Source organism: Lutibacter sp. B1, from assembly GCF_012524075.1.
GTDB lineage: Bacteria > Bacteroidota > Bacteroidia > Flavobacteriales > Flavobacteriaceae > Lutibacter.
In genome coordinates, this window is sequence record NZ_JAAZUI010000181.1 from 1 (window position 1) to 349 (window position 349).

A 349-nucleotide genomic window follows, 5' to 3' on the forward strand; every position below is an offset into this window, starting at 1 on the left:
TAGGATCTTGAATCCATTTATTGATTTCACGAGATATAGTTGAACGAGATCTGTTTAAAGTTTTAGCGATATAAGCTTTGGATTTATTCTCGTTTAAAAGTGTCTCAATTTTGATTCTTTCTTTAAGTGAAAGTCGTCTGTGTTTTAAACTCATATTTACAAATCTATAAATTTAGATTTGTTGCGTTAAGTTATTGAATAGACCATCATCTTTTTTAATTATTGCCAACGTGTTTGTGTATGATTCAGTGCGTTAAAGTACGCGGCTGATTTTCCGCTAGGAAAATCTGCTGTATAAAAATGCGAAAACTTCTCGACTTGACCAAACCTAAGCATTGATTATAAACGG

At 31.8% G+C, this 349-nt stretch carries 1 protein-coding gene; it reads right to left on the reverse strand.

Going from position 1 to position 349, the window contains the following annotated elements; translation table 11 throughout:
- On the reverse strand, positions 1-154 hold a 154-nt coding region (locus tag HGB55_RS15735), incomplete at its 3' end, for a helix-turn-helix domain-containing protein (protein WP_168817822.1).
- Positions 155-349 lie beyond the last annotated feature (195 nt).